Here is a 24,173-nt window from a genome sequence, read left to right as displayed (position 1 = left end):
CCGCGTGGGCCAGCTCCTGGTCTTCACCACCCGGCACACCATGGACGAGTACCGGACGGCCACGGCCCCCATGGAACGGATCGGCCACACCGCTGTCCCCCTGACCGGCGACGAACTCCGGGACCTCGAACCAGCCCTCGGCAGGCAGGTACTTGCCGGGCTTCACTGCCCGCAGGAACGACACGTCGACCCCGCGAGTCTGGTCAAGGGCCTGGAAGACCGCTGCCGGGAACTCGGAGTCCGGTTCCTGCACGGCAGCCCGGTCACCGGCATCCGGTCGAAGGGCCGCAGCGTGACCTCGGTGCTCGCCGGGGGCGAGGAGGTCCTCGGCGACCTGTTCGTCCTCGCGGCCGGAGTCCACACCGGCCCGCTCGCGCGGCTGGCCGGACATGCCCTGCCCATCCGGCCGGGCAAGGGATACGGCTTCGACGACACCAGCGGCTCGGTGACACTGCGGCACTCGGTGTACCTCGGCGAGGCGAAGGTCGCCGTCACACCGCTGTCCAACCGGCTCCGCTTCGCCGGAACGATGGAGTTCGGCAGCTCCGACGCGACCATCGATCCGCATCGGCTGCGGGGCATCGCCCGCTGCGCCCACACGTACCTGCCGGACTTCCCCCTCGAGTCACAGCCGCAGGGCTGGACCGGGCTGCGTCCGATGACACCCGACGGACTGCCGGTCATCGGGCCGCTGCCGGGCAAGGACAACGTGCTGGTCGCGAGCGGACACAGCATGCTCGGGGTCACTCTGGCGCCGGTGACCGCGGACATCATCTCCGCGGAGATCTCCGGACGCCGGCAGCGAGCCGACACGGCCCGCACGGCTCTCCCCTTCTCCGCCCAGCGCTTCGTCCCACGGCGTGGCCGGACCACCGCAGACGGGTGACGCGAGCCCCGGCCCCACCCGGAGTCATGCGCCACGGTACTCGCCGGGGGCGAAGTCGCCTGTTTTCAACCTCTGATCCCTCTGATCATGGCCGAAAGGCGTTCTCCCAACGCTCACCTGCCGTTGGTCAAAGGAACCGGCGTCTGCTCCTAGGGTGACTCGCGCCGCCCCCCGGTCCGTTGTATCGAGAGGACTCCCATGACAGGCAAGTCCGGAAGACCGACCGGTTCCGGTTTTGAACGGCGCACCCTCCTGCGCGGGGCCGCCGTGGCCGCTGCCGCGTCCGTCCCCTTCCAGGCGCTCGCGGCGCGGACGGCGGCAGCCGCGCCGGCCAAGTTCGAGTTCGACGCCGGGTACGGCCCGCTGAGCCCGGTCAAGGACCAGGCGACCGGCCTGGAACTGCTGCAGCTGCCGAGCGGGTTCGAGTACATCTCCTACGGCTGGACGAACGACCTCATGGACGACGGGGTCCGTACCCCGGGCTCGCATGACGGCATGGCGGCCTTCCGGTACGACGACAAGGTCCACATCGTCCGCAACCACGAGCGCGGTGCCGGACCCGCCTTCACCGCCCCCGCATACAACCCCGCGGCCGGCGGCGGGACCACCACCATGGTCTTCGACCCGGACGCCGGCCAGTGGCTGGAGTCCTACGGCAGCCTCGGCGGCACCATCCGCAACTGCGCCGGTGGACCCACCCCCTGGAACACCTGGCTCACCTGCGAGGAAACCTTCTCCACGGTCGCCGACAAGCGCCACGGCTACATCTTCGAGGTGGCCTCGGAGGGCAAGGGCAACCCCGAGCCCTACAAGGCCATGGGTCGGTTCAACCACGAGGCCGTCGCCGTCGACCCGTCGACCGGCTACATCTACGAGACCGAGGATCGCGGCGACGCCTCGCTGTACCGGTTCGTTCCGGCGGTCCCGGGCGATCTGGCCAAGGGCGGCCGGCTCGAGGCCCTGCGCATCGGCACCATGAAGTACGACACCCGCCTCGACGGCGAGAAGACGTACGGCACCGTCTCCTGGGTGCCCGTCGAGGACGTCGACCCGGCGACGGACACGGTACGACTCCAGGCACAGGCGAACGGCGCCGCCGTATTCAGCCGCCTCGAGGGCGCCTGGTACGGCAACGACCGCATCTACGTGATCACGACCGACGGCGGCCCCGCCCGCCAGGGACAGGTCTTCGAACTCGACCCGGCCACCGACGAGTTCCGGGTGCTCTTCGCCTCCCCCGGCGCCGACGTGCTCAACGCGCCGGACAACATGTGCGTCAGCCCTCGCGGCGGCCTGGTGCTCTGCGAGGACGGCGGCGGCACCGAGTACGTCCACGGACTGACCACTCAGGGCGAGATCTTCCGCTTCGCCACCAACAGCGTCGACCTGCGCGGCGGCACCGCGGGCAAGAACGTCCCGGCCGCCGACCACAGGGGCTCCGAGTGGGCCGGATCCGTGTTCGAACCGAAGAACGGCAACTGGCTGTTCGTCAACGTCCAGACCCCCGGCATCACGTTCGCGATCACCGGCCCCTGGACCCAGGGCGCGCTCTGATCCACCCGCCGGGGAGCGTCTGCTCGTCCCGGGCACAGGGTTGCCGGACCGCAGTGGGAACAGGTCCGGCAACCCTCCAGGGATCCGACGGTTCAGGTGCCGATCTTGCCGACCCCCACCCCGGCCCGCACGAGGGAGGGCACGTTGGCCGCCGGGTCCAGCGTGTACGAGTAGTAGGTGCGCGGCTCGGTCACCGTGCCGTTGGTCTCGCACGCGCCCGACCCGGTGAAGACGTTGCCGCGCTGCACCAGCCGGCCCGGCCCCGACTGGTCGTACCCGCTGGCGGAGTAGCAGGGGTGCGGAACGCTCTCGAAGTAGTTGCCCTCGACCACCACGCCCGCGTTCATGGTCGATGCGACGCCGTAGATGGCGTTCCCCTTGTAGTAGTTGTTGTAGACGTGCACCGGCTCGCCGAACCGCACCCGCGGATGCCGCTGCCGTGAGCCGTCGAAGAAGTTGTGGTGGATGGAGACCTTCAGCTTCCCGGCGTCCTGGCTGCTGTTGCCGTCGGAGTGACCGAGCAGCATGCTCTTGTCGGTCTTGTTGAACCAGTTCCACGACACGGTGACGTACTGGGAGCCGCGGACGACGTCGATCGCCCCGTCGACCGCCCCGACGAACTCGTTGTGGTCGATCCAGATGTGGTGCGACTCCTGACCGACGTTGACGGCGTCGTCCTCGGCGCCTGTGAACTTGATGTTCCGCACGATGACGTTGGAGGAGCGGTAGAAGTCCAGGCCGCCGCCGTTGATGACGGCCGAGGAGCCGACCCCGACGATGGTCTTGTTCGGGCGCACTCCCTGCTTGCTGGTGATGTTGATGGTGCCCTGCACGCGGATCACCAGCGGCCCCGTGGTGTCGATGTACTCCAGGAACTGGTCGGTGGTGGTGGCGGTCACGGTCGGGCCACCGGCTCCGCCGGTGGTGCCGTTCTGGCCGAGCGCGTTGACCGCGGCGAAACCGGTGGGGGACGTCTCCGCCAGCGGCGCCGGGGGCTGCGCGACGGCGCTGCCACTGCCGGCCGGCACCGCCGCCGCGCCGAGGAGCAGCGCGAGAGCGAGAGCCGGAGCGGTGCGCGTGCTGCGTAAGTAACTCATGCGGTTCCTCCAGGGATGAGTGAACGGATCTTTCCGGCACCCGCGTTCGCCCGCACCAACCCGGGACCCCAGGACAGAAAGCGACAGAAAGCGCTTTCTAGATTTCCTGAATGCTAATCAGGTGTTTTGGGCATGTCAACGACAGCGACAAGCACCCAGCATGTTCGACCTGCCGCACATCGTTCGAAACCCCTTGACGCTGCACCAGGCACGGATTGACACTCTCGCAACACGACGTCACACAGCCGAAACGGCAGGGTGCCCATGGCCGAGGCCCCGCCATGCCTCAGCAGGGAAACCCGACATGACGTACATCGCACGTCTGCGCACCCGCGCGAGACGTTGGGCGGGCCATCTCGCCGGAATGACCGCCGCGTCGCTGCTCCTCGGCCTCGCCGCACCTGTCGTTCCCGCACAGGCGGCGGACACCGCGGACATCACCGAGGGCCTGGCCCTCTGGTACAAGTTCGACGCGGCCTCGGGCGGCACCGCGACCGACGCGTCCGGCAACGGCCGCAACGGCACGGTCAACGGCGCCGCCGGCTGGTCCGGCACCGGCGAGGGGCTCGCCTTCAACGGGTCCGACACCTACGTCAAGGTGCCGGACGACGTCATGAAGGGCATGGACGCGATCACCGTCTCGATGGACGTGCTGATCGACTCCGCCCAGGCCACCCCGTACTTCCTCTACGGCTTCGGCAACTCCAGCGGGAGCAGCGGCAACGGCTACCTGTTCACCACCGGCAACGCCTTCCGCACCTCCATCGCGACCGGCAACTGGTCGACGGAGCAGACCACCAGGCCCGCCGACTCGCACAACCTGACCCGCGCCGTGTGGAAGCACGTGACGTACACCCAGACCGGCACCACCGGCGTCCTGTACGAGGACGGCGTCGAGGTGGCTCGCAACAGCTCGGTCACCATCACCCCCGGCGCCATCGGCTCCGGCACCACCACCGCCAACTACATCGGCAAGTCCGTGTACTCCGGCGACAAGCTCTTCAAGGGCAGGATGCGGGACTTCCGGGTGTACGACCGCGCACTCGCCGGCTCCGAGGTCGAGCAGCTCGCGCTCCCCGTGGCCACGCGGGGCGTCGCCGACGACAAGGCCGCCCTCTCCCTCGGCGACACCGGCGCCGTCACGGCCGACCTGGACCTGCCGAAGACCGGCACCGCCGGCGGCTCCACGATCAGCTGGGCGAGCGACAACCCCGCCGTGGTGTCCGACGCCGGCAAGGTGACCCGCCCCGCCGCGGGCGAGCCGGACGGCCACGCCACCCTCACGGCGACCCTGAAGAAGGGCACCGTGACCGACACCAAGAGCTTCGACGTCACGGTCCTTCCCGCGTTCGACGACGAGACGGCCACCCGGCAGGCCGCCGAGGCCCTGACGGTCCACAACCTCGACGACGTACGCGGCAACCTCACCCTCCCCGCGACCGGTTCCTACGACACCGAGGTCACCTGGACCTCCGCGAAGCCGGACGTCATATCCGCCGACGGCGTGGTCCACCGCCCCGCGCACGGCGAGGGCGCCACCACCGTCGAGCTGACCGCCACCGTCACCAAGGGAACGGCGAAGGCCACCCGCACGCTCACCGCCAAGGTGCCCGAACTGCCCGAGCAGGAAGCCCTGAAGGGCTATATGTTCAGCTACTTCACCGGCGAGGGCACCTCGGACGGCGAGCAGCTCTACGCCGCCCTCAGCAAGGGCAACGACCCGTTGAAGTGGCGGGAGTTGAACGACGGCAAGCCCGTCCTGACCTCCACGCTCGGCGAGAAGGGCCTGCGCGACCCGTTCATCATCCGCTCCCCGGAGGGCGACAAGTTCTACCAGATCGCCACCGACCTCAGGATCTACGGCAACGGCGACTGGGACGCCTCCCAGCGCACCGGCAGCAAGTCCATCATGGTCTGGGAGTCCACCGACCTGGTGCACTGGACGGACCAGCGCCTGGTCAAGGTCTCGCCCGACAGCGCGGGCAACACCTGGGCGCCGGAGGCGTTCTACGACGCCGAGCGCGGCGAGTACGTGGTCTTCTGGGCGTCGAAGCTGTACGACAACGAGGCGCACTCCGGCGACACGTACAACCGCATGATGTACGCGACGACCCGCGACTTCCACACCTTCAGCGAGCCCAAGGTCTGGATCGACCGCGGCTACTCGGTCATCGACTCCACGGTGATCCGGCACGACGGGACCTACTACCGCCTGTCCAAGGACGAGCGGAACAACACCTCCTCCACGCCCAACAGCAAGTTCATCTTCGAGGAGAAGAGCGACTCGCTCCTCGACACCTCCTGGGACGCGGTCGCCGAGGGTATCGGCAAGGGCGCGATGAACGCCGCCGAAGGGCCGCTGGTGTTCAAGTCCAACACCGAGGAGAAGTGGTACGCGTTCCTCGATGAGTTCGGCGGCCGCGGCTACATCCCCTTCGAGACCACGGACCTCGACTCCGGCGTCTGGACCCCGTCCACCGGCTACGACCTGCCCGCCAAGCCCCGCCACGGCACCGTGCTCCCGGTCACGCAGGCCGAGTACGACCGGCTGCTGCGCGCCTACCAGCCCGACCAGCTGGTGGAGAGCGTCGAGGACATCAAGGTCGAGACGCGCATCGGTGACGCGCCGGTCCTGCCGGCCACCGTCATCGCCACGTACGCGGACGGCGTGAAGCGTCCCGTCTCCGTCACCTGGGCGGACGTACCGGCATCCCAGTATGCGCAGGCCGGTACCTTCACGGTGACCGGCGGCCTGCCGGACGGCGCCACACTCAAGGCCGAGGTCACGGTCTCGACCGAGGGCCCCGACGTCCCGGCCGACCTGCTCCTGCGTTACGACTTCGACGAGACCGGCGGCACCATCGCCCGTGACTCCAGCGGACACGGCTACCACGGCACCTACGCCCGCACGCCCGGCTTCGGCACCGGCGTGGACGGCGGCTCGTTCAAGATGTCCGGTGCCTCCGACTCGCCGTACGTGAAGATCCCCAACGGCGTCCTCAAGGGTGCCGACAGTGTCACCGTCTCGACGTACGCCAAGTGGAAGGGCGGGGACAACTGGCAGTGGCTGTTCGGGCTCGGGCCCGACAGCGACAAGTACCTCTTCGCCAGCCCCTCCAACGGCTCCTCGAAGCTCTACTCGGCCATCACCAAGGCCAGTTGGTCGGCGGAGTCGAAGCTGACGGCCGGCTCCCAGCTCACCCCGGGCGAGTGGAGGCACGTCACCGTCACGCTCGACGGCGCGGCCGGCACCGCGGTCCTCTACGTCGACGGCATCGAGGCGGCCCGCGCGACCGGCGTCACCACCAAGCCGTCCGAGCTGTACGACGCGGGCAAGGACCACAGCGGCTACATAGGCCGCTCCCTCTACGCCGCCGACCCGTACTTCGGCGGCGAGGTCGACGACTTCCGGATCTACAACCGGGCCCTCACGCCCACGGAGGTCCTGGAGCTCAGCGGCAACACCACGGGCATCGCGAAGGCGACCCATCCGGCGCTGAAGGTCGACGCCCTCGTCGACGACGCCGGCAGCACGATCACCCTGCCCCTCACCGAAGGCACCGATCTCACCGCTCTGGCCCCGGAGTTCACCCTCGCGCACGGCGCGGCCATCAGCCCCTCCTCCGGCAGCGTCCACGACTTCACCGAGCCGGTGACGTACGAGGTCACCGGCTCGGACGGGAAGAAGCGCAGCTGGACGGTGCGGGCACTGGTCATGAAGAGCCCGGTGCTGCCGGGGCTCAACGCCGACCCGAACATCGTGCGGTTCGGCGACACCTTCTACCTGTACCCGACCACCGACGGCTTCCCGGGCTGGAGCGGCACGCAGTTCAAGGCGTACTCCTCCACCGACCTGGTCCACTGGAAGGACCACGGCGTCATCCTCGACCTGGGGCCGGACGTCAGCTGGGCCGACAGCCGGGCCTGGGCTCCGACGATCGCCGAGAAGGACGGGAAGTACTTCTTCTACTTCTCCGCCGACGCCAACATCGGCGTCGCGGTCTCCGACTCGCCCACAGGGCCCTTCAAGGACCCGCTTGGCCAACCGCTGCTGAAGGCGGGCCAGTTCCCCGGCCAGATGATCGATCCGGGTGTCTTCACGGACGACGACGGACAGTCGTACCTCTACTTCGGCAACGGCCGCGGGTACGTCGTCCCGCTGAACGACGACATGACGTCCCTCGACACCTCGAAGGTCAAGGACATCACCCCGAGCGGCTACAACGAGGGTTCCTTCGTCATCAAGCGCAAGGGCACCTACTACTTCATGTGGTCGGAGAACGACACCCGGGACGAGAACTACCGCGTCGCCTACGCCACCGGCCCCTCCCCCACCGGCCCCTGGACCAAGCAGGGCGTGATCCTGGAGAAGGACCTCTCCCTGGGCATCAAGGGCCCCGGCCACCACTCCGTCGTCCAGGTCCCGAACTCCGACGACTGGTACATCGCCTACCACCGGTTCGCGATCCCGGGCGGTGACGGCACCCACCGCGAAACCACCATCGACAAGCTGGAATTCGACGCCGACGGCCTGATCAAGAAGGTCGTCCCGACGCTGACCGGCATCGACCCGGTCACGATCGTCCGCGCCGGCCCGGATGCCGACGGCATCGAGGGCGACCAGATCCAGCTGGGCGGCACCATCTCCGGTGCGGGCAGCCCGAAGTGGACGGTCGAGGAGGGAGCGCCCTGCACCTTCGGCGACCCGACGGCCGCCCGGACCACGCTCACCTGCACCGACGACGGCGCCTACCGGGTCACCCTGACGGGCGGCCGCAGCAGCGACTCCGCGACCGTGACCGTCGCCAACGCGGCCCCGGCGATCAGCTCCGGCACCGGCCCGAAGTCCGCGGTATCGGTGGGCCACCGCGCCGCGATCACCGCCGAGTTCGGCGACCCCGGCACCGGCGACACCCACACCTGCGCGGTCGACTGGAAGGACGGCTCCGAGCCCACGGCGGGCACCGTCACCGCCTCCGGCTGCGAGGCCGCCCACACCTACACCACGGCGGGCATCCGCCGCCCCGTGGTCACGGTGACCGACGACGACGGCGCCTCGGACCGTACGACGCTCCCCGAGCTGATCGTCTACGACCGTGCCGCCGGCCCCGCGGCCGGCACCGGCGTCATCACCTCGCCGTCCGGCGCCCTTCCCGCACGACCCGACCTCACCGGCAAGGCGGCCTTCTCCTTCGCCGCCGGCTACGAGAAGGGCTCCGTCCGCCCCTCCGGCAAGGTCGCCTTCGACTTCGGCGCGGGCCGCCTGAAGTTCCGCTCCACCGGCTCCGACTGGCTCGTCGTCACCGGTTCGAAGGCCGTCCACCAGGGCTCCGGGACGGTCAACGGCACCAACGGCTACGGGTTCCGCGTCACCGCCACCGACGGCCCGGACACCTTCCGCATCGAGATCTGGAAGAAGTCCACCGGTGACGTGGTCTACGACAACTCCACAGCGGCGAGGGCCATCGGCTTCATCACGGTCGGCGTCCACCGACCGTGAGCCGGTCGGCAGGGGCCCGCGTCAGCGGCAGCGGTCGCAGACACCGCTGAGTTCGAGGGTGTGTTCCAGTTCGGTGAAGCCGGTGGTCTCGGCGAGGCGGGCGGCCCACTCCTCGACGGCCTCCGCGTCGACCGGCCGGCTTCGGCCGCAGTCACGACAGATGAGGTGGTGACGGTGCTCGCCGGTCGGCCGGCGGAGGTAGAGCCGCTCTCCGCCCTCGTCGCGGACGACGTCGACGAGCCCCGCGCGGTCCAGTTCGCGCAGGGTGCGGTAGACGGTGGTGAGCCCGACCGTGCTGCCGGTGCCCGCGAGCCGGGTGTGCAGTTCCTGCGCGGAAATGAACTCGCGGCAGCGGCCCAGTGTTTCGAGCACCGCCCGCCGCTGCCGCGTGCTGCGCAGCCCGGCAGCGCGGGCCCGCCCGCTCGTCACGTCCGCCTCCGCTTCACCCATCCCTTTCACCCACCCTTTCACCCATCCCCGGACTCCTCGGTCGACCTGTGCGTTGCGCCCCGCGCTGTCGACCATCTTAAATGAACATGGTTTCCATATCGATGGAACCGTCAGAAACCGCGCACGTGGGAGGCAGAGTGCAGCCGCACACCTTGGGCCCGGACGACGCCGACACACCCCCGGAATCGGTCAACGCCGAGGCATGGAACACGTACGGGACTCACCACCTCAGGCGCGGCACCGTCCTGGCGGAGGTGGAGCGGATCGACTGGGGCTTCTGGGGTACCGGGCCGAGGGACGAGATCCTCGGCGAGCTGTCGGGGCGACGGGTGCTGGACCTCGGGTGCGGACCGGGCCGGCACGCGGCCCACCTCGTCCGCGCGTACGGGGCGACGGTGGACGCGGTCGACGCCTCACCGAGCCAGTACGAGCGGGCCCGTGCCCGCTACGGCTCCCTGCCCGGGCTGCGGCTGGTGCGGGCCGACGCGGTCGAACACCTGCGCGCGGTGCAGGAACCGTACGACGTCGTCTACTCCGTCAACGCCGTCCCGTACATCGATCCCCGGCGGCTGCTGCCCGCCCTGGCCGGGGCGCTCCGGCCGGGCGGAACCCTCTGTTTCACCGTGCTGCACACCAACTCCCGCGGAGACGGGCCCTCCCCCGTCGTCGAGTCCCGGCCCGAGATCCTGCGGCTCGCCGGTGGCGGCGAGATCACCGTCCGGATGTGGGTGCTCGCTCCCGACGTCTGGGCGGAGCTGCTCGCCGAGCACGGGCTGCGCGTCGAGCACATCGACGTCCTCGACGCGCCGGACGAGGACGACCACGTCTCGTACCGCGTCTTCCGGGTGACGCGCCCCGTGCGGGCCTCCTCCCGCCCGCGCACGTCCCGGCCGCCGGTCGCGCAGGCGGCGCTCGGCGTCGGCGCCATCCTGCACGGCCCGCGCGGCCTGCTGCTGGGCCGCCACCGCCTGGGGACGTGGGAGCTTCCCGGCGGGACGGTGGAGCCCGGCGAGTCGCTCCAGGAGACGGCCGTGCGGGAACTAGTGCCCCGGCAGGCAACGTTCGCCCCGTCGCGACGCCCGGCACGCACTCTCGCCGCACCGGCCGAAAGCCCAAGTACGTCCAGTACGAGGGCTTCCGGCCGGCACGGCGAGAGCACGCACCGGACGCCGCTCCTTAGCGGGCAAACGTTGCCTGCCGGGGCACTAGCCGAGGAGACCGGGCTCTCGGCCCGCCCGGAGGACGTACGGCTCCTCGGCACGCTCGTCGACCATGTCGACGGCGTCGTACGGGTCACCGTGGCCGCCCGGGTGACGGACTGGCGCGGAGAACCGGCCGACCAGCCCGGCGAGAGCGTCGGCCGCTGGCGGTGGTTCGCCCTGGACCGGCTGCCGGAGAACCTGTTCGTGTGCAGTGCCCAGGCCCTCACCGCCTGGCGCCCCGGACTCCCGGTCGACCACGCTCCGGCCCACTTCACCCCGTACGCCGGATGAGCGACGGATCGGGTGCAACCCCTTCGCAACCTTCGCCGTGCTGCACTCGGTGACCATGAACGCCAAGGACGCCGTATCCGCACGCGCCCCGTACGACGAGGTCCCGCGCGTCGAGCTCACGCCGGCGGCCGCCGACCTGGTGCGCCGGCTGCGTGAGACGCACGGTCCGCTGATGTTCCATCAGTCCGGCGGCTGCTGCGACGGCAGCGCCCCCATGTGCTACCCGGCGGGCGAGTTCCGCACCGGCGGCTCCGACGTGCTCCTCGCCGAGCTGGAGGTGGCGGGAGTGGAAGAGCCCGTGACGTTCTGGATGGCGCGCAGCCAGTACGAGGTGTGGAGCCACACCCGGCTGATCGTGGACGTGGTCGAGGGCCGGGGCAGCGGGTTCTCGCTGGAGGCGCCCGAGGGGGTGCGTTTTCTCACCCGTTCGCGGGTCGTCGGCGCCTAGACACCGCGGCGGTCACCGGCGTCTGCTGCACTTCCCCTGAGTCCTGGGAAAGTTGACGATCACTCAGGGGGGATGCTGTGACGCATCGTCAGAGACGGTTCGGAGCGGGCACGGGCAGAACGGCGCTGACGTTTCTCGCGGTACTCGGCACTCTGGCCGGTGCGGCCCTGGTGGGGGCGGCACCGGCCGGTGCCGTGCGGGGCGGGACCGAGATCGCGCCGGGTGTCGTGTACGAGCAGTTCGACATCCCAGCGGCCAAAGGCCTGACGCACGCCCATGTGCTGAACGTCGACCTGCGCGATCCGCGCGTACGCCTGGAGCTGCTGTATCCGGGGGCGGTGGCCGCACGGGCGCCCGTCTCCAGCATGGCCGACGCGGCGGGCGCCGTGGCCGGCGTCAACGGCGACTTCTTCAACATCACCGAGACCCAGCACCCGGGTGTCGAGGCCACCGGGGCGAGCGTGGGCCCGGCCGTCGCGCAGGGCCGGGCCCTCAAGGGGGCGGTGCCGAACGGCCAGCGCTTCGGCCCCGCGCTGCCGCCCGGCACGAGCACCGAGGACGTGATCGGCGTGGGCACCGACCGCCGGGCCCGGCTGGACGACCTGGCCCTGGACGGATCGATCCGGACGCCCGAGGAACGGCTGCCGCTCGGCGGGCTCAACCAGTACGCGCTGCCGGTCGGGTCCATCGGGGCGTTCACCCCGGAGTGGGGCGCCGCGTCCCGTGTCCGCGCCACCTGCGGCACGGACACGGACCGGGCCGCGCCGTGCGGCACGGACACCTACGAGGTGACGGTGCGCGGCGGACGCGTCGTGTCGACGGCCGACACGCCGGGCAGCGGCCCGATCGCGCCGGGGACCACGGTCCTCGTCGGCCGGGAGGCCGGAGCGCTCCAGCTGCGCAAGCTGGTCGCGGGCGAGCTGGTGACGGTCCGGCACCAGCTGGTGGCGGCCGAGACCCGGATCCCGTACCGCTTCGCGCTAGGCGGCTACCCGGTCCTCAGGGGCGGACAGCCGCTGCCGGGCCTGGACGGCACGACGTCGGCCGTGCGCACCGCCGTGGGCATCGCGGACGGCGGGAGCCGCCTGCTGCTGCTCGCGGTGGACGGCGCCCCCGAGTACCGCAGCGGTCTGACGATCGCAGAAGTCGCCGCCATCATGCGGGAGTTGGGATCGGTCGACGCCTTCAGCATGGACGGCGGCGGATCGACGACGCTGGCCGCCCGCGCGCCGGACGAGAGCAGCGTCACCGTACGCAACCACCCCTCCGCCGGCGCGGAACGCCCCGTCCCGAACGGCATCGGGGTCTTCTCGACCCCGTGAGCCGCACACTCAGGGCCGCAGGCTGCTGACGATGTCCGCCGTTGCCGTGAGGCCGCTGTGGATGGTGGGCGCGATGCTCGTGCTGGCCAGGTAGAAGCCGAGCAGCGTGCACACCAGGGCGTGGGAGATCTTCAGCCCGCCGTTGCGCAGGAAGATCACCGCCAGGACCAGCAGCAACAGCACCAAAGAGATGGAAATCGCCATCGTCAACCTCCTCCGCCACGTCCGCTTCGCGGCGTTCGGCCGCAAGTGTGGCGTAGCGGAGGGTTCATCCGGGCGGCTGACCTGTCCTCCGAACGTGTGGTGTCCGGATGGTTGTGGCTACACGGCTGTGCTACGTGGACCGGTGGGCGTCCAGGAAGGCTTCCAGTCCGGCCAGGTCGTCGGTGTTGATGTAGTCGACGTCGGCGGCGACCAGTTCGGTCCACAGCGCGTCCCGGGCGGGGCCGGCCACGTCCGGGGTGGCCCAGAACCGGACCTTCTGCCCGCGCGAGTGCGCCGCCTGGATGATGCTCCGCAGCTTTTGCCGCTCGGCGTCCGGGAAGGCGCCCACGCCCGCCCAGGTGAAGTTGAGCGTCCAGTTGTCGCTGATCAGCGGGACGAAGGAGGCGGGGGCCGAGGTGGCGAGGTCGGCGAGCCGGCCGTCGTAGAACGCCCGCCGCACGGTCTGCGCCTCCATCGGCGTGCGGGCGGCACGGTCGCCGGAGATCACGGCGGTGACCGGGCCGGGGAGGACACGGCCGTGGGCGTACGTCGTGAACAGGTGCTTGTAGCGCCGGAGATGGCGGTCGAGTTCGAGGTACGTCGACGAGCCCTCGGTCTTGATGTCGATCAGCAGTTGCAGGGGCCCCCGGTACCCCCGGTACACGGAACCGTGGTTGGCCCGGACACGGGCGGCGAGCGGCTCGAGGTAGAGGGACTCGAGGGTGCGGGCCGGGTCGAGGTCGACGGGGTCGTGGGCGACGAGGAGTTGGTCGCCGACGAGAAAGATGTCGGCCTCGAGGCTGCCGAAGCGGTGGTCGAGGGCGTCGAGGAGGGGACGCGGGTGCTCGTAGTCGTTGTGGGCGTGGGCGCGCCACAGCGGGCGGGGGCCGTGCTTCTGCTCACCGGCCAGCGCGCTGCTGGCGGGCAGGGCGACCGTGCCCGCGAGGGCGGCGCCGAGGGTGGTGAGGACTCTGCGGCGGGTGGTGAGGGCCATGCTCTGCCTCCCTGGTAGGCCTTACGGGACCGCAGTGAGTATGCGTTCCTGAAGAGCCCAAGAAGCAGTGCCGGAAGAGGAGTTGGCCGGACTGCCGCTGCCCGTTCACTTCTTCGGAGCAGGGCTCACGAAAAAGCCCGCCCCTGGTGGGACGGGCTTTTCGCGGATTTCTCCCAGGTGTACGTCAGAGCCTGTGCAGGCTCTCAGGGGGCCTGGAGGTCGACCAGTTCGGCCAGCGCCTCCCGGTGGCCGCCCGCGGTGCCGTACGCGAGCGAGTCGGCCTTCGCCCGCTTCAGGTAGAGGTGGATCGGATGCTCCCAGGTCATGCCGATGCCGCCGTGCAGTTGCAGCGCCTCCTCGGCGGCGCGGACGGCGACGGGAGCGGCGTACGCCTGGGCCACGGCAACGGCCACGTCGACGTCCTCGCCGGTCGCGAGGGCGTCCGCGGCGTTGCGGGCCGCGGCGCGCAGGTTGACGACCTCCAGCCACAGCTGGGCGAGCCGGTGCTTGAGCGCCTGGAAGCCGCCGACGGGCCGGTTGAACTGCTTGCGTTCCTTCAGGTAGCGGACCGTCTCCGTCAACGCCCACTCGGCGACTCCGAGTTGCTCTGAGGCGAGGAGTCCCGCTCCGGCACGCAGGGCCCGTCGTACGGAGGGTTCGGCGTCGCCGATCCGGCGCGCGGACGCCCCGTCGAAGGTGACGGTCGCGAGCGGCCGGGTCAGGTCCAGCGACAGCTGCGGGGTGACGGTCACGGCGTCCGCGTCGACCGCGTACAGCCCGCCGTCGTCGGCCGGGGCGAACAGCACATCGGCGGCCGCCGCGTCCGCGATGCCGGTCAACTCCCCTTGCACGTAGCCGTTTTCCTGTCGTACGGCCTTGAAGGAGCCGCCCGGAGCGAGGCTCAGCGCGACTGCGAGAGCGCCGATCCTGCGTCCGGAGGCCAGCTCGGCGAGGAGGTCGTCCGCGTCGCCGCAGGCCAGCAGGGCCTCGGTGGCGACGACGGCACTGGTCAGATACGGGACGGGGGCGACCGCGCGCCCCAACTCCTCCAGTACAACGGCGACTTCGCGGTGGCCGGCGCCCTGGCCGCCTCGCTCCTCGGGCACGAGGAGGCCTGCGAGGTCCATGCCGTCGGTGAGTGCCTTCCAGGCCTCTCGGTCGTGCGGCCCGTCGGACTCGATGCGGGCGATCACGTCCGCCGGATCGCAGTGGTCGGTGAGCAGGTCGCGGACGGCGGCGCGAAGCGCCTCTTCCTCCTCCGAGTACAGCAGGTCGCTCATCGGGCGAGGTCCTTCCACGCGACGTCCTTGTCGGTGCGCGGCTCGGCGGGCAGGCCCAGGACGCGCTCGGCGACGATGTTCAGCAGGACCTCGCTGGTCCCGCCCTCGATGCTGTTGCCCTTGGAACGGAGGTAGCGGTAGCCGGCCTCGCGGCCGGTGAAGTCCACCAGCTCCGGGCGGCGCATGGTCCAGTCGTCGTACAACAGGCCCTCTTCGCCGAGGAGTTCGACCTCCAGGCCGCTGATCTCCTGGTTGAGGCGGGCGAAGGCGAGCTTCATGCCGGAGCCCTCGGGGCCGGGCTGGCCGGCCACGAGCTGCTGGCGCAGCCGCTCGCCGGTGAGGCGGGCGACCTCGGCCTCGACCCAGAGCTTCAGCAGGCGCTGGTGCAGGTCGTGGGTGCGCAGTTCGGGGCGTTCGCGCCAGGTCTTGGAGACCGGGCCGATCATGCCGCCCTCGCGGGGCAGCCGCATACCGCCGATGGCGACGCGTTCGTTGTTCAGCGTGGTCTGCGCGACCCGCCAGCCGTCGCCGACCTCGCCGAGGCGGCGGGAGTCGGGGATCCGGACGTCGGTGAGGAAGACCTCGTTGAACTCGGCCTCGCCGGTGATCTGCCGCAGCGGGCGCACCTCGACACCCGGGTCGGTCATGTCGCAGATGAAGTACGTGATGCCCTGGTGCTTGGGCACGTCCGGGTCGGTGCGGGCGATGAGGATGGCCCAGCGGGCGATGTGAGCGCTGGACGTCCAGACCTTCTGCCCGTTGACGACCCAATCGTCGCCTTCCCGGACGGCCCGAGTGCCGAGCGCGGCCAGGTCGGACCCGGCGCCGGGCTCGCTGAACAGCTGGCACCAGACCTCCTCCCCCACCCACAGGGGCCTGAGGAACCGCTCCTTCTGCTCCTCGGTGCCATAGCGCAGGATCGTCGGCGCGGCCATCCCGAGCCCGATGCCGATCCGCCGCGGGTCGTTGTCGGGAGCCCCCGCGGCCTCCAACTCGGCGTCCACGACGGCCTGGAGGGAACGGGGGGCGCCGAGTCCGCCGAGGCCCTCCGGGTAGTGCACCCAGGCGAGGCCGGCGTCGAAGCGGGCCTTGAGGAAGTCAAGGCGGTCGGTGGTGGCGGGAGGCAAGGCGGCCAGCAACTCCGCGGTGCGGCGCTCGAGTTCGGCGGCGTCGGTCATGCCGCACCTCCTTGAGCGAGACCGGGGATGACGGCGACCCGGCCGGTCGTCACACCGTCGGCGACCCGCTGCACGGCCGCCGCGGCCCCGCTCATCGGCACTCGCTCGCTCACCAGCGGCTTGATCGCGCCCCGGGCGGCCAGTTCGGTGAGCTGCTCGTGGCAGTGCTGGACCAGCTTCGGGTTCTTGGTGTTGTACAGGCCCCAGTGCAGGCCGAGGATCGCGTAGTTCTTCACCAGTGCGTGGTTCAACCCTGGGCTCGGGATGGTCCCGCTCGCGAAGCCCACGACCACGATCCGGCCCTCGAAGGCGACGACCTTCGTGGACTGGGTGTAGGCCTCGCCGCCGACCGGGTCGTAGATCACGTCGGCGCCCCGGCCGCCGGTTGCCTCCTTCACCGCCGCGACGACGTCCTGGCTGCGCCGGTCGATCACGACGTCGCAGCCCAGTTCGCGCGCGACGGCGGCCTTGTCGGCCCCGCCGACGACCCCGATGACGGTGGCCCCGGCCGCCTTCCCGAGCTGCACGGCCGCGCTGCCGACCCCTCCAGCGGCAGCGTGGACGAGCAGAGTCTCGCCGGCCTCCAGCCGGGCCCGCCGGTGCAGGCCGAACCAACCCGTCTGGTAGCCGATGTGCAGGGCGGCTGCCTCGGCGTCGTCCAGGGAGTCGGGCGCGGGCAGGAGAGCGGCGGCGTCCGCGACGGCGTACTCGGCGAAACCGCCGTAGGGCAGTGCGGGGTTGGCGATGACCCGGCGGCCGTCCTCGGTCTCGCCGCAGATCTCCACGCCCGGGGTGAACGGCAGCGGAGGCCTGACCTGGTACTGGCCCCGGACCATGAGCACGTCCGGGAAGTTGATGTTCGCGGCACGCACCTTCAGCAGGACCTGGCCGTCACCCGGCGTGGGTCGCGCCACGCCCTCCAGGCGCATCACCTCGCCCGGCTCGCCGTTCTCGTGCACTTGCCATGCCTGCATGCGGGGCCTCCACGGGACTGTGTCGATTTGCTCGCCTGAGGGGCGTGCCGGTGTCCTCTGACCGGGGTCCCACGCATACTAAGCGGTCGCTTGCCCATCAGGGAACAGTCGTGTGCGTCACGACCGCTTGGGCCGCGCCCGTACGTGCATGCGCTCGCCCTGTGGCCCGAACAGGCTCAGGAACTCCGCCGGCCCCTCCCCCGTCGACCCGAACCAGTGCGGCACGCGTGTGTCGAACTCGGCGGCCTCCCCCGCGGTGAGCACCACGTCGTGCTCGCCCAGCACGAACCTCAGCCGCCCGGAGAGGACATAGAGCCATTCGTACCCCTCGTGGACACGGGGTTCCGGCTCCTCCTTCCCCTGCGGTACGAGCACCTTGAACGCCTGGAGTCCGCCGGGCTGACGGGTGAGCGGCCAGTAGGTGCGCCCGTGCCGCACGATCGGCTGGGCCCGCACCCGCGGATCCCGCACCGGCGGAGCCCCCACCAGCTCGTCCAGAGCCACCTCGTGGGCCCGCGCGATCGGCAGCAGCAGTTCCAGGCTGGGCTTGCGCAGGCCGGACTCCAGCCGCGACAGGGTGCTCACCGAGATGCCGGTCGCCTCCGACAGCCCGGCGAGCGTCGCGCCCCGCTCCTTCCGAATCCGCCGCAGCCGGGGACCGACCTCCGCGAGCACCTCGTCCATGCCCGTGTCGTCACTCATGACTCCATTGCAGTTTCGGCAAACACATTTGTCAATACGGCAGTGGGCGAGCGACCTTTTCCGTGGAGGTGGTCACCATGACCCAGAAGGACTCGTACGAAGTGGTCGTCGTCGGAGGCGGCACGGCCGGACTCTCCGCCGCACTGGTCCTCGGCCGGGCCCGGCGCCGCACGCTGGTCGTCGACGCGGGCGAGCCGCGCAACGCGCCCGCCGCGCACATGCACGGCTACCTGAGCCGGGACGGCATGCCGCCCGCGGAGTTCCTGGCACTCGGCCGCGAGGAGATCGCGCGCTACGGCGTGGAGCTGGTCCGGGACCGGGCGGTGGACGTCGGCAAGGACGGCGACTTCGCCGTGGCGCTGGCGAGCGGGAGAACCGTGCACGCCCGCCGGCTGTTGATCGCGACCGGCCTGAAGGACGAGCTGCCCGCGGTGCCCGGGGTGGCCGAGCGCTTCGGGCGGGACGTGCTGCACTGCCCGTACTGCCACGGCTGGGAGGTCCGCGACCAGGCGTTCGGCGTGCTCGCCACGTCCCCGATGAGCGTGCACCAGGCGCTGATGGTGACCCAGTGGTCGAAGGACGTGACCTTCTTCCTGCACAAGGTCAGCGAGGAGGAGCTGTCGGACGACGACCTGCGCAGGCTGGCGACGGCCGGGGTCAAGGTGGTGCCCGGCGAGGTCACCGGACTGGTCACGCAGGACGACCGGCTCACCGGGGTCGGGCTCGCGGACGGCACCACGCACCACCGCGAGGTGCTGTTCGTGGCGCCCCGGGCCGTCCCACAGACCGATCTGCTGCGGCGCCTCGGCGCGGAGCTGCGCGAGACCCCGTTCGGCGCGTACCCCGTGGTCGACGAGACGGGCCTGACGACCGTGCCCGGCGTGTGGTCGGCGGGCAACGCGAGGGGCTTCGCGGAGCAGGTCGTCAACGCGGCGGCGGGTGGGTACCGGGCGGGCTCCACGATCAACGGCGAGCTGCTCATGTCGGACCTCGACGCGACCGTCCGGGTGTAGACCGCCCCCTTCCGGTGCACCATGGCTGCATGCTGCTGACCCGGCTGGCCCGTGTGTCCCAGGAGGTCGCCGCGACCTCGGCGCGCTCCCGGAAGATCGCGCTCCTCGCCGAGCTGTTCCGGGACGCCGAGGCGGACGACGTACCGATCGTCATCCCGTATCTGGCGGGACGGCTGCCCCAGGGTCGGCTGGGCGTCGGCTGGAAGGTGCTCAGCCGCCGGGTCGCCCCGGCGGCCGAACCGACCCTGACCGTGCGCGAGGTCGACGCCCGGCTCAGCGAGCTGGGCAAGGTCTCGGGCACCGGTTCGCAGGCCGAGCGGGCCCGGCTGGTCGGCGAGCTGATGGGCGCGGCCACGGAGAACGAACAGCGCTTCCTGCTCGGCCTGATCACCGGCGAGGTCCGGCAGGGCGCGCTGGACGCGGTCGCGGTCGAGGGGCTGGCCGAGGCTACGGGCGCGCCGCCGGCGGAGGTACGGCGGGCGGTGATGCTCGCGGGCTCGCTCCAGACGGTGGCCGAGGCCCTGCTGGCGGACGGCCCCACCGCGCTGGACCGCTTCCGGCTGACCGTCGGCCGCCCGGTCCTGCCGATGCTGGCGCACAGCGCCTCCTCGGTCGCCGAGGCGGTCGAGAAGCTGGGGGCGTGCGCGGTGGAGGAGAAGCTGGACGGCATCCGCGTCCAGGTCCACCGCGAGGGCGACACCGTACGGCTCTACACCCGCACCCTCGACGACATCACCGACCGCCTGCCCGAACTGACCTCCGCCGCCCTGGAGTTGCGGGGCGAGCGCTTCATCCTGGACGGCGAGGTCATCGCCTTCGACGAGGACGGACGCCCCCGCTCCTTCCAGGAGATCGCCGGTCGCGTCGGTTCGCGCGTGGACGTGACGACGGCCGCTCGGGCGGTCCCCGTCTCCCCCGTCTTCTTCGACGCCCTGTCCGTCGACGACCGCGACCTGCTCGACCTGCCGTTCGCCGAGCGGCACGCGGAGCTGGCCCGGCTGGTGCCCGAGCCGATGCGGGTGCGGCGCACGACGGTGTCCGGGCCACAGGACGTGCGCACGGCCGAGGAGTTCCTCGCCGAGACCCTGAAGCGCGGCCACGAGGGCGTGGTCGTGAAGTCCCTCGACGCCCCCTACAGCGCGGGACGGCGCGGCGCGTCCTGGCTGAAGGTCAAGCCCGTCCACACGCTCGATCTGGTGGTCCTGGCGGCCGAGTGGGGCCATGGCCGCCGCACCGGCAAGCTGTCCAACCTCCACCTCGGCGCCCGCACCGCGGACGGTTCCTTCGCGATGCTCGGCAAGACCTTCAAGGGCTTGACCGACGCGATGCTGACCTGGCAGACCGAGCGGCTCCAGGAGCTGGCCGTGGACGACAGCGGATACGTGGTCACCGTACGCCCCGAGCTCGTCGTGGAGATCGCCTACGACGGCCTGCAGAAGTCCACCCGCTACCCGGCCGGCGTCACCCTCCGCTTCGCCCGCGTGGTCCGCTACCGCGAGGACAAGCGACCGGAGGACGCGGACACGGTCGAGACGCTGCTCGCGGCCCATCGCGAGGTGAAGCCGTGAAACACAGCGCGGGCCTGCTGCTCTTCCGCCGCACCGACCACGGCCTGGAGGTGTTGCTCGGCCACATGGGCGGCCCCTTCTTCACGCGGCGCGACGCGGGAGCGTGGACCGTGCCGAAGGGCGAGTACGACCCCGAAGAGCCTGCCTGGGACGCGGCCCGCCGCGAGTTCCAGGAGGAGCTGGGGCTGGAGCCGCCCGACGGCGAGGCCGTACCGCTCGGCGAGGTCCGGCAGACGAACGGCAAGATCGTCACGGCGTGGGCGGTCGAGGCGGACCTCGACCCGGCGACGATCGACCCGGGCACTTTCCCGATGGAGTGGCCGCCGAAGTCCGGGCGGATCCAGGAGTTCCCGGAGCTGGACCGGGTGGAGTGGTTCGGACTGGAGCGGGCCCGGACCGTGATCGTGAAGGCGCAGGCCGCGTTTCTCGACCGCTTGGCGGAGCACTCGGTCTGAGCGGATGCCTACGCGTTGCGGCGCCCACCGCCGCGCGGGAAGGTCGGAACACAGCCCGTCCCCAGGGAGGTCAGCCATGCCCATCGCAACGGTCAACCCGGCGAACGGCGAGACACTCAAGACGTACGAGGCCATGGGCGAGGAGGAGATCGAGCGCCGGCTCCAGCTCGCGGAGGCCACGTTCCGCACGTACCGGACGACGACCTTCGCCGAGCGGGCCCGCCTCCTGAACCGGGCCGCCGATCTCCTCGACGAGGATCAGCAGGACATCGCCCGCGTGCTGACGACCGAGATGGGCAAGCCCATCAAGCAGGCGCGCGCGGAGGCCGCCAAGTGCGTCAAGGCGATGCGCTGGTACGCCGAGCACGCCGAGGAACTGCTCGCCGACGAGGAGCCCGCCGACTTCGACGTGAAGGACTCCGGCGCCTCCCGCGCCCTGGTCCGCTACCGGCCGATGGGACCGGTGCTCGCGGTGATGCCGTGGAACTTCCCCCTCTGGCAGGTGATCCGCTTCGCGGCCCCGGCCCTGATGGCGGGCAACGTGGGCCTGCTCAAGCACGCCTCGAACGTCCCGCAGACCGCCCTCTACCTGGAGGACCTGTTCCACCGCGCGGGCTTCACCGAGGGCTGTTTCCAGACCCTGCTCATCGGCTCCGGACAGGTCGACGACATCCTGCGCGACGAGCGCGTCAAGGCGGCCACCCTCACCGGCAGCGAGCCCGCGGGCCGGGCGGTGGCGTCCACCGCCGCGGAGATGATCAAGAAGACGGTACTGGAGCTGGGCGGCAGCGACCCGTTCGTGGTGATGCCGTCCGCCGACATCGACCGGGCGGCCCAGGTCGCGGTGACCGCCCGCGTGCAGAACACCGGGCAGTCGTGCATCGCCGCCAAGCGGTTCATCGTGCACACGGACGTGTACGACCGCTTCGCCGAGCGGTTCGTCGAAGGCATGAAGGCGCTGAAGGTCGGCGATCCGCTGGAGGAGGAGACGGAGATCGGGCCACTGTCGAGCGAGCGGGGGCGGGATGATCTGGAGGAACTGGTCGCCGACGCCAGGCGCGGCGGAGCGACGGTGCTGTGCGGTGGCGAACGGCCCGGCGGGCCGGGCTGGTACTACCCGCCGACCGTGCTGGCTGACATCGGCCGCGAGATGCGCATCCACCGGGAGGAGGCCTTCGGGCCGGTCGCCACGCTGTACCGCGCGGCCGACCTGGACGAGGCCGTGCTGATCGCCAACGACTCGCCGTTCGGACTGAGTTCCAATGTCTGGACGCGGGACGAGACCGAGGTCGACCGTTTCGTACGGGACCTGGAGGCGGGCGGTGTGTACGTCAACGGGATGACGGCGTCCCATCCGGCGTTCCCGTTCGGTGGAGTGAAGCGGTCCGGATACGGGCGTGAGCTGTCCGGGCACGGAATCCGGGAGTTCTGCAACATCACTACCGTTTGGCACGGTGCGTGAGCGCTGCGCGGCTACCATCCCGTTTGTGAACCGCGAAGTGACTCTGCCTCTGATCGTCGACGACCGCGGGACCTTGCAGGTGGCTGCCGCCGATGTGAGCAAATTGCTCCGCACGGTGGGCGGGAGGTGGCTGCACCTTGTGGAGGCCGGGGCGGACGGGCTCGATGAGGACACGGTGGCCGCGTTGACCATCGAGTTGGCCAAGCTGGCCGATCGTATCGATGTGGCGTGCATTGCTCACAGCAGCGGGGGTGCCCCATAGGGGATGGCGTTCCCCGATACGGAGCAGCCCGGCGCGACATCGTCGCCCCGTCCGGGGATCGTGGGTGGGACCACGCTCACGACTTCCGCGAAGAGACGGCATGAGCGAAGAGACCCTCACCGAGATCCTGCCCCCGATCCGGCACTGGCCGGCGCTCGACCTGGCCGGCGTCGACTTCGACCCGGTGCTGACCGAGTTGATGCGCGAGGGCCCGGTCACGAGGATCCAGTTGCCCAACGGCGAAGGCTGGGCCTGGCTGGTCACCCGCTACGAGGACGTGCGGATGGTGACCGACGACCCCCGGTTCAGCCGCGAGGCCGTCATGGACCGGCAGGTCACCCGGCTCGCCCCGGATTTCGTTCCGGTTCGTGGCGAGGTCGGTTTCCTGGACCCGCCCGACCACACCCGGCTGCGCCGCTCGGTGGCCGCCGCCTTCACGGCGGCGGGCGTGGCGCGGATCCGCGAGAAGTCCCGCCGCATGCTCGACGAACTGGTCGACGAACTGCTTCAGGACGGCCCGCCCGCCGATCTCACAGCGGCCGTCCTCAGCCCGTTCTCCCTCGCGGTGATCTGCGAGCTGATGGGCGTCCCGGCCGCCGACTGGCACGGCATGCACACCTGGACCCAGCTCATCCTGTCCGCCTCGCACGGCGCCCAGGCCGGCGAGAAGGCCAAGAGCGAGATGGGCGCGTACTTCGCCCGGCTCATCGGCGCGCGCGAGGGCAGCACGGCCGAGGACGTCACCTCGCTGCTCGGCGCCGCCGTGGGCCGCGGCGAGGTGACCCTGGAGGAGGCTGTGGGCCTCGCGGTGCTCCTCCAGATCGGCGGCGAGCAGGTCGCCCACCACAGCGGCCAGATGTTCTACGTCCTCCTGACCCGCCCCGGCCTCGCCGAACGGCTGCGCGCCGAGCCGGAGATCCGCCCGAGGGCCATCGACGAACTGCTGCGGTACATCCCGCACCGCAACGGGGTCGGCCTGTCGCGGATCGCCGTGGAGGACGTGGGGATCAGGGGCGTACGGATCCGGACGGGCGACGCGATCCACGTGTCGTATCCGGCCGCGAACCGCGACCCGGACGTCTTCCCGTTCCCGGAGACGATCGACTTCGACCGCGGCCCGAACCCGCACCTCTCCTTCGGCTCCGGCCCGCACTCCTGCCCTGGCGGAATGCTCGTCCGGCTGGAGTCCGAGCTGCTGGTCGACGCGCTGCTGGACGGGATTCCGGATCTGGGGCTCGCCGTACCGCCGGAGGAAGTGCCCTTCAGGAAGGGCGCGTTGATCCGCGGGCCCGAGACTCTGCGCGTCACCTGGTCATGCCGGTGAGTACCCC

At 70.9% G+C, this 24,173-nt stretch carries 20 protein-coding genes; 12 read left to right on the top strand and 8 right to left on the bottom strand.

The genetic code is table 11. The annotated features are described in order from the left end of the window. Window positions 1-4: 4 nt before the first annotated feature. Window positions 5-886, top strand: a complete 882-nt coding sequence (locus CLM62_RS29230; RefSeq protein ID WP_257004150.1) for an FAD-dependent oxidoreductase — start codon at window positions 5-7, stop codon at window positions 884-886. Between the two features lie 198 nt (window positions 887-1,084). Beyond that, complete coding sequence (locus CLM62_RS29225) at window positions 1,085-2,440, top strand: alkaline phosphatase PhoX (protein WP_095752909.1); 1,356 nt, start codon at window positions 1,085-1,087, stop codon at window positions 2,438-2,440. A gap of 92 nt (window positions 2,441-2,532) precedes the next feature. Here the strand turns inward: CLM62_RS29225 and CLM62_RS29220 are convergent, their stop codons facing one another. Then, window positions 2,533-3,537 (bottom strand): polysaccharide lyase family 1 protein, encoded by a 1,005-nt coding sequence (locus tag CLM62_RS29220; RefSeq protein ID WP_095752908.1) that lies wholly within the window; start codon window positions 3,535-3,537, stop codon window positions 2,533-2,535. A gap of 304 nt (window positions 3,538-3,841) precedes the next feature. Between CLM62_RS29220 and CLM62_RS29215 the strand changes: the two genes are divergently transcribed. Then, window positions 3,842-9,037, top strand: coding sequence for a family 43 glycosylhydrolase (locus CLM62_RS29215; RefSeq protein ID WP_095752907.1), 5,196 nt, complete (start codon window positions 3,842-3,844; stop codon window positions 9,035-9,037). 21 nt (window positions 9,038-9,058) lie between these two features. Here CLM62_RS29215 and CLM62_RS29210 read toward each other — a convergent pair whose 3' ends face one another. Further along, complete coding sequence (locus CLM62_RS29210) at window positions 9,059-9,487, bottom strand: Fur family transcriptional regulator (protein WP_095752906.1); 429 nt, start codon at window positions 9,485-9,487, stop codon at window positions 9,059-9,061. Window positions 9,488-9,624: 137 nt separating this feature from the next. Between CLM62_RS29210 and CLM62_RS29205 the strand changes: the two genes are divergently transcribed. From CLM62_RS29205 to CLM62_RS29190, 3 genes are all read left to right on the top strand, one after another. Then, a complete protein-coding gene (locus CLM62_RS29205) occupies window positions 9,625-10,980 on the top strand; it encodes a methyltransferase domain-containing protein (RefSeq protein ID WP_257004149.1) in 1,356 nt (451 codons plus the stop codon). A 55-nt stretch (window positions 10,981-11,035) separates the two neighbouring features. After that, window positions 11,036-11,428 carry a DUF779 domain-containing protein gene (locus CLM62_RS29195; RefSeq protein ID WP_095752991.1) on the top strand — a complete coding sequence of 131 codons (393 nt, stop codon included), beginning with the start codon at window positions 11,036-11,038 and terminating at the stop codon, window positions 11,426-11,428. Window positions 11,429-11,505: 77 nt separating this feature from the next. Then, entirely contained in the window at window positions 11,506-12,750 is a 1,245-nt protein-coding gene (locus tag CLM62_RS29190) for a phosphodiester glycosidase family protein (RefSeq protein WP_095752905.1), read from the top strand. Between the two features lie 9 nt (window positions 12,751-12,759). Here the strand turns inward: CLM62_RS29190 and CLM62_RS29185 are convergent, their stop codons facing one another. From CLM62_RS29185 to CLM62_RS29160, 6 genes are all read right to left on the bottom strand, one after another. Further along, window positions 12,760-12,954, bottom strand: coding sequence for a hypothetical protein (locus CLM62_RS29185; RefSeq protein WP_095752904.1), 195 nt, complete (start codon window positions 12,952-12,954; stop codon window positions 12,760-12,762). A 130-nt stretch (window positions 12,955-13,084) separates the two neighbouring features. Beyond that, on the bottom strand, window positions 13,085-13,948 hold the full coding sequence (locus CLM62_RS29180; RefSeq protein WP_095752903.1) for a phosphatidylinositol-specific phospholipase C/glycerophosphodiester phosphodiesterase family protein: 864 nt from the start codon (window positions 13,946-13,948) through the stop codon (window positions 13,085-13,087). A gap of 203 nt (window positions 13,949-14,151) precedes the next feature. Next, window positions 14,152-15,228 (bottom strand): acyl-CoA dehydrogenase family protein, encoded by a 1,077-nt coding sequence (locus CLM62_RS29175; RefSeq protein WP_095752902.1) that lies wholly within the window; start codon window positions 15,226-15,228, stop codon window positions 14,152-14,154. Further along, window positions 15,225-16,406: an acyl-CoA dehydrogenase family protein gene (locus CLM62_RS29170; RefSeq protein WP_095752901.1), complete on the bottom strand. Its 1,182-nt coding sequence runs from the start codon at window positions 16,404-16,406 to the stop codon at window positions 15,225-15,227. Before CLM62_RS29170 ends, CLM62_RS29175 begins: the two co-directional genes overlap by 4 nt. After that, window positions 16,403-17,380, bottom strand: a complete 978-nt coding sequence (locus CLM62_RS29165) for an NADPH:quinone oxidoreductase family protein (RefSeq protein ID WP_095752900.1) — start codon at window positions 17,378-17,380, stop codon at window positions 16,403-16,405. Before CLM62_RS29165 ends, CLM62_RS29170 begins: the two co-directional genes overlap by 4 nt. 117 nt (window positions 17,381-17,497) lie before the next feature. Next, window positions 17,498-18,082, bottom strand: a complete 585-nt coding sequence (locus CLM62_RS29160) for a helix-turn-helix domain-containing protein (RefSeq protein ID WP_095752899.1) — start codon at window positions 18,080-18,082, stop codon at window positions 17,498-17,500. Between the two features lie 77 nt (window positions 18,083-18,159). On the opposite strand from CLM62_RS29160, the gene CLM62_RS29155 reads away from it, so the two are divergent. The 6 genes from CLM62_RS29155 to CLM62_RS29130 all read left to right on the top strand — a co-directional run bounded on the left by CLM62_RS29155 (window position 18,160) and on the right by CLM62_RS29130 (window position 24,166). After that, on the top strand, window positions 18,160-19,095 hold the full coding sequence (locus CLM62_RS29155) for an NAD(P)/FAD-dependent oxidoreductase (RefSeq protein WP_095752990.1): 936 nt from the start codon (window positions 18,160-18,162) through the stop codon (window positions 19,093-19,095). Between the two features lie 29 nt (window positions 19,096-19,124). Beyond that, window positions 19,125-20,663 carry an ATP-dependent DNA ligase gene (locus tag CLM62_RS29150; protein ID WP_095752898.1) on the top strand — a complete coding sequence of 513 codons (1,539 nt, stop codon included), beginning with the start codon at window positions 19,125-19,127 and terminating at the stop codon, window positions 20,661-20,663. Then, on the top strand, window positions 20,660-21,118 hold the full coding sequence (locus CLM62_RS29145) for an NUDIX domain-containing protein (RefSeq protein WP_095752897.1): 459 nt from the start codon (window positions 20,660-20,662) through the stop codon (window positions 21,116-21,118). Before CLM62_RS29150 ends, CLM62_RS29145 begins: the two co-directional genes overlap by 4 nt. Window positions 21,119-21,194: 76 nt before the next feature. Beyond that, the gene (locus CLM62_RS29140; protein ID WP_095752896.1) at window positions 21,195-22,580 is read left to right on the top strand and encodes an NADP-dependent succinic semialdehyde dehydrogenase; all 1,386 of its coding nucleotides are present in this window, start codon (window positions 21,195-21,197) and stop codon (window positions 22,578-22,580) included. Window positions 22,581-22,605: 25 nt separating this feature from the next. Then, window positions 22,606-22,842 carry a DUF6213 family protein gene (locus CLM62_RS29135; protein WP_095752989.1) on the top strand — a complete coding sequence of 79 codons (237 nt, stop codon included), beginning with the start codon at window positions 22,606-22,608 and terminating at the stop codon, window positions 22,840-22,842. Window positions 22,843-22,942: 100 nt separating this feature from the next. Continuing rightward, window positions 22,943-24,166 carry a cytochrome P450 gene (locus CLM62_RS29130; protein ID WP_095752895.1) on the top strand — a complete coding sequence of 408 codons (1,224 nt, stop codon included), beginning with the start codon at window positions 22,943-22,945 and terminating at the stop codon, window positions 24,164-24,166. The last annotated feature ends 7 nt before the right edge of the window (window positions 24,167-24,173 follow it).

Origin of the sequence: Streptomyces sp. SA15 (assembly GCF_002291145.1) — a bacterium.
Classification (GTDB): Bacteria; Actinomycetota; Actinomycetes; order Streptomycetales; family Streptomycetaceae; genus Streptomyces.
Note: the sequence above shows the minus strand (reverse complement) of the source record. Positions and strands in the feature narration are given on the sequence as shown.

What these genes read in the sequence shown, in the direction of transcription:
- CLM62_RS29225 (WP_095752909.1), top strand. Translation starts at nt 1,085, where the DNA reads ATGACAGGCAAGTCCGGAAGACCGACCGGTTCCGGTTTTGAACGGCGC.
- CLM62_RS29220 (WP_095752908.1), bottom strand. Translation starts at nt 3,537, where the DNA reads ATGAGTTACTTACGCAGCACGCGCACCGCTCCGGCTCTCGCTCTCGCG.
- CLM62_RS29215 (WP_095752907.1), top strand. Translation starts at nt 3,842, where the DNA reads ATGACGTACATCGCACGTCTGCGCACCCGCGCGAGACGTTGGGCGGGC.
- CLM62_RS29210 (WP_095752906.1), bottom strand. Translation starts at nt 9,487, where the DNA reads ATGGGTGAAGCGGAGGCGGACGTGACGAGCGGGCGGGCCCGCGCTGCC.
- CLM62_RS29195 (WP_095752991.1), top strand. Translation starts at nt 11,036, where the DNA reads ATGAACGCCAAGGACGCCGTATCCGCACGCGCCCCGTACGACGAGGTC.
- CLM62_RS29185 (WP_095752904.1), bottom strand. Translation starts at nt 12,954, where the DNA reads ATGGCGATTTCCATCTCTTTGGTGCTGTTGCTGCTGGTCCTGGCGGTG.
- CLM62_RS29180 (WP_095752903.1), bottom strand. Translation starts at nt 13,948, where the DNA reads ATGGCCCTCACCACCCGCCGCAGAGTCCTCACCACCCTCGGCGCCGCC.
- CLM62_RS29175 (WP_095752902.1), bottom strand. Translation starts at nt 15,228, where the DNA reads ATGAGCGACCTGCTGTACTCGGAGGAGGAAGAGGCGCTTCGCGCCGCC.
- CLM62_RS29170 (WP_095752901.1), bottom strand. Translation starts at nt 16,406, where the DNA reads ATGACCGACGCCGCCGAACTCGAGCGCCGCACCGCGGAGTTGCTGGCC.
- CLM62_RS29165 (WP_095752900.1), bottom strand. Translation starts at nt 17,380, where the DNA reads ATGCAGGCATGGCAAGTGCACGAGAACGGCGAGCCGGGCGAGGTGATG.
- CLM62_RS29160 (WP_095752899.1), bottom strand. Translation starts at nt 18,082, where the DNA reads ATGAGTGACGACACGGGCATGGACGAGGTGCTCGCGGAGGTCGGTCCC.
- CLM62_RS29155 (WP_095752990.1), top strand. Translation starts at nt 18,160, where the DNA reads ATGACCCAGAAGGACTCGTACGAAGTGGTCGTCGTCGGAGGCGGCACG.
- CLM62_RS29150 (WP_095752898.1), top strand. Translation starts at nt 19,125, where the DNA reads ATGCTGCTGACCCGGCTGGCCCGTGTGTCCCAGGAGGTCGCCGCGACC.
- CLM62_RS29140 (WP_095752896.1), top strand. Translation starts at nt 21,195, where the DNA reads ATGCCCATCGCAACGGTCAACCCGGCGAACGGCGAGACACTCAAGACG.
- CLM62_RS29130 (WP_095752895.1), top strand. Translation starts at nt 22,943, where the DNA reads ATGAGCGAAGAGACCCTCACCGAGATCCTGCCCCCGATCCGGCACTGG.